Origin of the sequence: Acidiphilium sp. JA12-A1 (assembly GCF_000724705.2) — a bacterium.
Taxonomy (GTDB): domain Bacteria; phylum Pseudomonadota; class Alphaproteobacteria; order Acetobacterales; family Acetobacteraceae; genus Acidiphilium; species Acidiphilium multivorum.
Window position 1 is genome coordinate 1 of the sequence record NZ_JFHO01000122.1, and the last position, 5,331, is coordinate 5,331.

General features: G+C 72.6%; 5 protein-coding genes and 2 pseudogenes. 3 read left to right on the plus strand and 4 right to left on the minus strand.

Features of this window, described 5'->3' with window-relative positions; translation table 11 throughout:
* A pseudogene (locus RT91_RS17795) lies at positions 1-86 on the plus strand (acylphosphatase); the annotation flags it as partial.
* An 8-nt stretch (positions 87-94) separates the two neighbouring features.
* A complete protein-coding gene (locus RT91_RS17800; protein ID WP_012040229.1) occupies positions 95-1,153 on the plus strand; it encodes an AI-2E family transporter in 1,059 nt (352 codons plus the stop codon).
* 15 nt (positions 1,154-1,168) lie between these two features.
* Here RT91_RS17800 and RT91_RS17805 read toward each other — a convergent pair whose 3' ends face one another.
* The 3 genes from RT91_RS17805 to RT91_RS17815 form a co-directional block, all read right to left on the minus strand.
* Positions 1,169-1,627, minus strand: a complete 459-nt coding sequence (locus RT91_RS17805) for a hypothetical protein (protein WP_035188909.1) — start codon at positions 1,625-1,627, stop codon at positions 1,169-1,171.
* A gap of 144 nt (positions 1,628-1,771) precedes the next feature.
* Positions 1,772-2,221, minus strand: a complete 450-nt coding sequence (mntR, locus tag RT91_RS17810; protein WP_007423558.1) for a manganese-binding transcriptional regulator MntR — start codon at positions 2,219-2,221, stop codon at positions 1,772-1,774.
* 60 nt (positions 2,222-2,281) lie between these two features.
* Positions 2,282-3,472 carry an MFS transporter gene (locus RT91_RS17815; protein ID WP_012040227.1) on the minus strand — a complete coding sequence of 397 codons (1,191 nt, stop codon included), beginning with the start codon at positions 3,470-3,472 and terminating at the stop codon, positions 2,282-2,284.
* Between the two features lie 91 nt (positions 3,473-3,563).
* On the opposite strand from RT91_RS17815, the gene gltX reads away from it, so the two are divergent.
* On the plus strand, positions 3,564-4,898 hold the full coding sequence (gltX, locus tag RT91_RS17820; RefSeq protein ID WP_007424691.1) for a glutamate--tRNA ligase: 1,335 nt from the start codon (positions 3,564-3,566) through the stop codon (positions 4,896-4,898).
* A gap of 65 nt (positions 4,899-4,963) precedes the next feature.
* Here gltX and RT91_RS17825 read toward each other — a convergent pair.
* Positions 4,964-5,331 (minus strand): annotated as a pseudogene (locus RT91_RS17825) (hypothetical protein); the annotation flags it as partial.

The following is a 5,331-nucleotide window of genomic DNA, read 5'->3' on the forward strand; positions in this document are numbered from 1 at the left end:
CGCCGCTCGCCGATGTCACCGACATCGTCGAGACCTTCGCCGAGCCGCCCGCCGAACCCGGCTTCGTCAAGCGCGCGACCGGCTAGGCGGCGCGATGACCGGCCCGGCCCCGCCATCTCGCCAGCGCGCGGCCGAGCCGGGCGGAACCCTGCCGCGCGCCGGCGTGCTCGCCCTCGCCGCCGGGGCGATCGGCGGGCTCGTGCTCTGCGCCCTGCTCGCCGCGCCCTTCGCCGGCGCGCTGACCTGGGCGCTGACCCTCGCCATCCTGTTCACCCCGCTGCAGCGCCGGCTGGAACGGCTGGTGCGCCATCCGGGTGCCGCCGCGATCATCACGGTGGGCATCGCCGCCATCGTCGTCGCCGCCCCCGCGGTGCTGGTGATCGAGCGGCTGGTGCGCGAGGCGGCGGCGAGTGCCGCCTATGTGCAGCAGCACCTCGCCGCCGGCACGCTCGCGGTGCCGCCGCAGGTGGACTGGCTCGCCAGGCAGATCGACCTGCAGGCGATGATCACCCGGGCCAGCGGCCTGCTCAGCACGGTCGGCGCCTCGTTCCTGCGCGGCTCGCTGGCGCAGGCGGTCGAGATCGTGCTGACCTTCTACATCCTGTTCTTCTTCCTGCGCGACCGCGCGCGGGCCGATGCCGCGCTGCGCGCCGTGCTGCCGCTGACCGGGCCGGAGACCGACCGGCTGTTCAGCCGCACCGCCGATACGGTCTATGCCGTGATCTACGGCACGGTGATGGTCTCGACCCTGCAGGGCCTGCTCGGCGGGCTGATGTTCTGGGGCCTCGGCCTCGCCGCGCCGTTGCTCTGGGGCGTGGTGATGGGGATGCTCTCGCTGGTGCCGGTGCTCGGCGCCTTCATCGTCTGGATTCCCGAGGCGGTGCTGCTGGCGCTGAACGGCCACGAGGAGAAGGCGATCATCCTCTCGCTCTGGGGGGCGCTGGTGGTCGGCACGATCGACAACGTGGTCCGCCCCGTGCTGGTCGGCAACCGGCTGCAGCTGCACACGGTGCCGTCCTTCATCGCGATCATCGGCGGGCTGATCCTGTTCGGCCCGCCGGGTTTCGTGCTCGGCCCGCTGATCGTCAGCGCGACGCTCGTGCTGTTCGAGGCGCTGCGGGCGCGCGCGGAAGGCGGCGCCGGCCCGTCCTGACCGGCGCCGCCGCGCTCAGCGCCCGCGGCCGCCGCCGCTCATCCCGCCGCCCATGCCGCCGCCGCCGACGCCGCCCATCCCCGAGCGGTTCTGCATCTGGTCCTGATACTGGTTCTGGTTCTGATTCTCGTACTGGTTCTGGACGCGGTTCTGCTCGCCGTTGCCATTGCCGTTGCCGTTGCGCATCTGCGCGCGCTCGTTCTCGCGGTCGCGCTCGCGAAGGCGGTCGCGCTCGCGCTCGCGCAGCCGCTCGGTCTCGGCGTCGGCCCGCTGGTGCAGCCGGTCCTGCTGGCGCTCGCGCAGGCGCTGCTGGTCGAGCAGGCGCTGCTGGTCCTGCGTGCGAAGCTGATCCTGGGTGCGGGTCTGGTCCTGGGTGCGGGTCTGGTCCTGGGCGAAGGCGCGGCCGGCGCCCAGCGCGGCGAGGCCGGCGGCGGCGAATGCCAGCACGGCGCGGCGGTGACGAAGGGTGGACATGGCGGATGATCTCCTCTGCCTGTGCGATGCACCGGCGCGCCCCGTGGCGCGCCAACGGGCTCAGGCTAGGAGCGGGCGTGGTTGCTCCCCTTGATCCAGCGCAAGCATCGCCCTGCCCGTTCGGACGATGCCCGTCCGGCCGGATCAGCCCCGGGTCTTGAGATAGCGGCTGAAGGCGTTCAGCGCGATGTCCGACACGTGGTGCTCGATGCCCTCGGCATCGGCCTCGGCGGTCTCGGGCGGCACGCCGACCGCCTTGAGCAGGGCGACCACCAGCCGGTGCCGGGTGCGCACGCGCTCGGCCAGAGCCTGGCCCGCCTCGGTGAGGAAGACGCCGCGATAGGGTTTCGCCGTGGCCAGCCCCTCGCGCTTGAGCCGGGCGATGGTCTTCACCGCCGTCGGGTGCGAGACGCCGAGGCGGCGGGCGATGTCGATCGGCCGCGCCTCGCCATTGATCGCGATGAGGTCGGCGATCAGCTCGACATAGTCTTCCAGCACGGCGCTCGCCTGCGCCGTGCGCGCCTTGCCGAACCGGCGCGCCTGGGTGGGCTCGGCGGGCAGGTCGTCGGGCGGGGGGTTCACGGCAGCTGGCATCTCGGTCTCCGCATCGGCCCTGCATAGCCGGCCCGGCGGGGAAACGCCAACCGCGCGCGGTCAGTGCAGTTTCGGCAGCCAGAGCGCGACGATGCCGAGTGCGGGCAGCACCGCGCAGATCTGGTAGACGGTGGTGATGCTGGTCCAGTCCGCCACCACGCCGAGGCCGGCGGCGCCGAGCCCGGCGATGCCGAAGGCGAGGCCGAAGAACAGGCCGGAGACGGCGCCGACCCGGCCCGGCACCAGCTCGTTCGCGTAGACCACGATCGAGGCGAAGGCGGAGGACAGGATCAGCCCGATGATGACCGAGAGCACCACCGTCATCGTCTCGCCGACATAGGGCAGCGCGAGGGTGAAGGGCAGCACGCCGAGGATGGAGCCGATGATCACGGTGCGGCGGCCCACCCTGTCGCCGATCGGCCCGCCGATCATGATTCCCGCCGCCGCCGAGGCGAGGAAGATGAACAGGTCGATCTGCGCCGCCTGCACCTTCAGGCCGAAGCGGTGCATCAGGTAGAAGATGTAATAGGAGTTGATGCTCGAGAGGTAGACGAATTTCGACATCATCAGCACGCCGAGCAGGGCGAGCGGGACCAGCACCTTGCGCGTGTCGAGGTCGGCGGCGGTGAGCGCCGTCCGCTGCCGGGGGCGGGCGTGGCCGCTGGCGCGGAACCAGTGGCCGAGCGCGGTGAGGAGCGCCATGCCGCAGAGGGCGGCGATGGCGAACCAGGCCATGCTCGCCCGCCCGCGCGGCAGGATGAAGAAGGCGGCGAGCAGCGGGCCGAGGGACTGGCCGAAATTGCCGCCGACCTGGAAGATCGCCTGGGCGAGGCCGTGCCGGCCGCCGGAGGCGACGCGGGCGATGCGCGCCGATTCGGGATGGAAGATCGACGAGCCCATGCCGAGCAGGCAGGCGCCGGCCAGCAGGATGTCGTAGCTCGGCGCCCAGGCGATGGTGACGATGCCGGACATCGACAGCGCCATGCCGACCGGCAGCGAGTAGGGCATCGGCCGCGCATCGGTATAGAGGCCGACGAGCGGTTGCAGCAGCGAGCCGGTGGCCTGGTAGACCAGGGTGATCAGGCCGATCTGCGCGAAGTTCAGGTGAAAGCCGCCCTTGAGCAGCGGGTAGACCGCCGGCAGCAGGACCTGCAGCATGTCGTTCAGCAGGTGGCAGATGCTGACGCCGACGAGCACGGCCATGGCGGTGCGGCCGGTGGCCTGGGGGCGGGTCTGGACGGTGGCGCTCACGTGTGGGTCTCCCGGACGGGGAGCGGTTATGCCATGAAAATGCGCGCGAGGCCTCTCGCCCGGCGCAATCATGCCATGCTAGCGGAGGGACATGGTCAAGTTCCGTTTCGCACCCTCCCCCACCGGTCATCTGCACGCGGGCAATGCGAGGCTCGCGGTGGTCAACGCCCTCGCCGCGCGGGCGATGGGCGGGACGCTGCTGCTGCGCATCGACGATACCGACCGCGAGCGCTCGAAGCCGGAATACGAGGCGGGGATCGAGCAGGACCTGCGCTGGCTCGGCATCGGCTGGGACGAGATGGCGCGGCAGTCCGACCGGATGGACCGCTACGCGGCGGCGGCGGAGCGGCTGAAGGCGGCGGGGCTGCTCTATCCGTGTTTCGAGTCGGAGGAGGAGCTCGCGGCGAAGCGGGCGCTGCGGGCGAAGCGGCATCTGCCGCCGGTGTATGACCGGGCGATGCTGAGCCTGACGGCCGGGCAGCGCGCGGCGGCGGAGGCGGGCGGCAAGCGGCCCTATTTCCGGTTCAAGCTGTCGGACGGGGCGGTGGCGTGGAACGACCTGGTGCTGGGGCGGCGGGAGGTGGCGCTCGGCACCGTGTCCGACCCGGTGCTGATCCGCGCCGACGGCACGCCGCTCTATACGTTCACCTCGGTGGTGGACGATCTGGAGCTGGGGGTGACGCATGTGGTCCGCGGCGAGGATCATGTGACCAACACGGCGGTGCAGATCGACCTGATGCGCGCGCTGGAGCCGCGGCGGGCGGTGCCGGCGTTCGGGCATCTGCCGCTGATTTCGGACGTGACGGGCGAAAAACTGTCGAAGCGGGCGGGGAGCGTTTCGGTGCGGCAGTTCCGGCGCGACGGGATCGAGGCGATGGCGCTGGTCTCTTACCTGGCGAGGCTGGGCAGCCGGCGCGACCCGGAGCCGCTGACGCTGGAGGAGCTGGCGGGGACGTTCGACCTTGGCGATTTCTCGCGCGGGGCGCCGCGCTTCGATCCGAAGCAGTTGCTGGCGCTGAACCGGCGGGTGCTGCATGGGCTGCCTTTCGAGGCGGTGGCCGAGCGCCTGCCCGAGGGGTGCGGAGAAAAATTCTGGATGGCGGTGCGGGGGAACCTGGACCTGCTGTCGGAGGCGCGGCTGTGGTGGGCGGTGGTGAGCGGCGAGATCGAGACGCCGGCGCTGCCGGAGGCGGCTTCGCTGCTGCGCGCCGCGTTGGAGGCGTTGCCGCCGGAGCCGTGGGACGAGACGACCTGGAAGGGATGGACCGGGGCGGTGGCGGCGGCGAGCGGGGCGCGGGGCAAGGCGCTGTATCTGCCGTTGCGGCTGGCGCTGACCGGGGAGAGCCACGGGCCGGAGCTGGCGGCGCTGCTGCCGCTGATCGGCCGGGCGCGGGCGGCGGCGCGATTGGAACGCGCCGCGGGGTAATCGGCGCGCGCGGATGCGTCCGGCGGCGGGGGCCGTCGGGAGAAAAAAACAGATTGCGTGTGGGGTCAGGCCGGTGCGGGCGGGGCGCGCGGGCGGCGGATCGGATGCGTGCCGCGTCGGGCCGGGCGGTGTGGCCGGGTCGGCGGGTCGGCGGCGGCCGGGGTGCCGGGTGCGCGGGTGCGGCGCGGGCAAGATTGCGGTGCTTCGGGGAGCAAAATCCCGAGGGTGCGGCAGAGCGGGCGGAGGATGCGGCCGAGCCGGGGTTCGGCGGCGATGAGGGCGCGGGTTTCGGGTTCGGCGAGGAAGGCGCGGAGTTGCGAGGCGGCGGCGGTGGCTTCGGGCACCGGGGCGAGCAGCCAGCCCCGGCGGCGCGGCAGGTCCGGCGCGCTGCGGGCGCGGGCCGGGCGCGCGRGGKTACTGCGCTGGCGCGGAC

Excerpts from the sequence above, each read along its gene's own strand:
- mntR (WP_007423558.1), bottom strand. The coding sequence starts at position 2,221 with ATGCCAGCTGCCGTGAACCCCCCGCCCGACGACCTGCCCGCCGAGCCC.
- gltX (WP_007424691.1), top strand. The coding sequence starts at position 3,564 with ATGGTCAAGTTCCGTTTCGCACCCTCCCCCACCGGTCATCTGCACGCG.
- RT91_RS17800 (WP_012040229.1), top strand. The coding sequence starts at position 95 with ATGACCGGCCCGGCCCCGCCATCTCGCCAGCGCGCGGCCGAGCCGGGC.
- RT91_RS17805 (WP_035188909.1), bottom strand. The coding sequence starts at position 1,627 with ATGTCCACCCTTCGTCACCGCCGCGCCGTGCTGGCATTCGCCGCCGCC.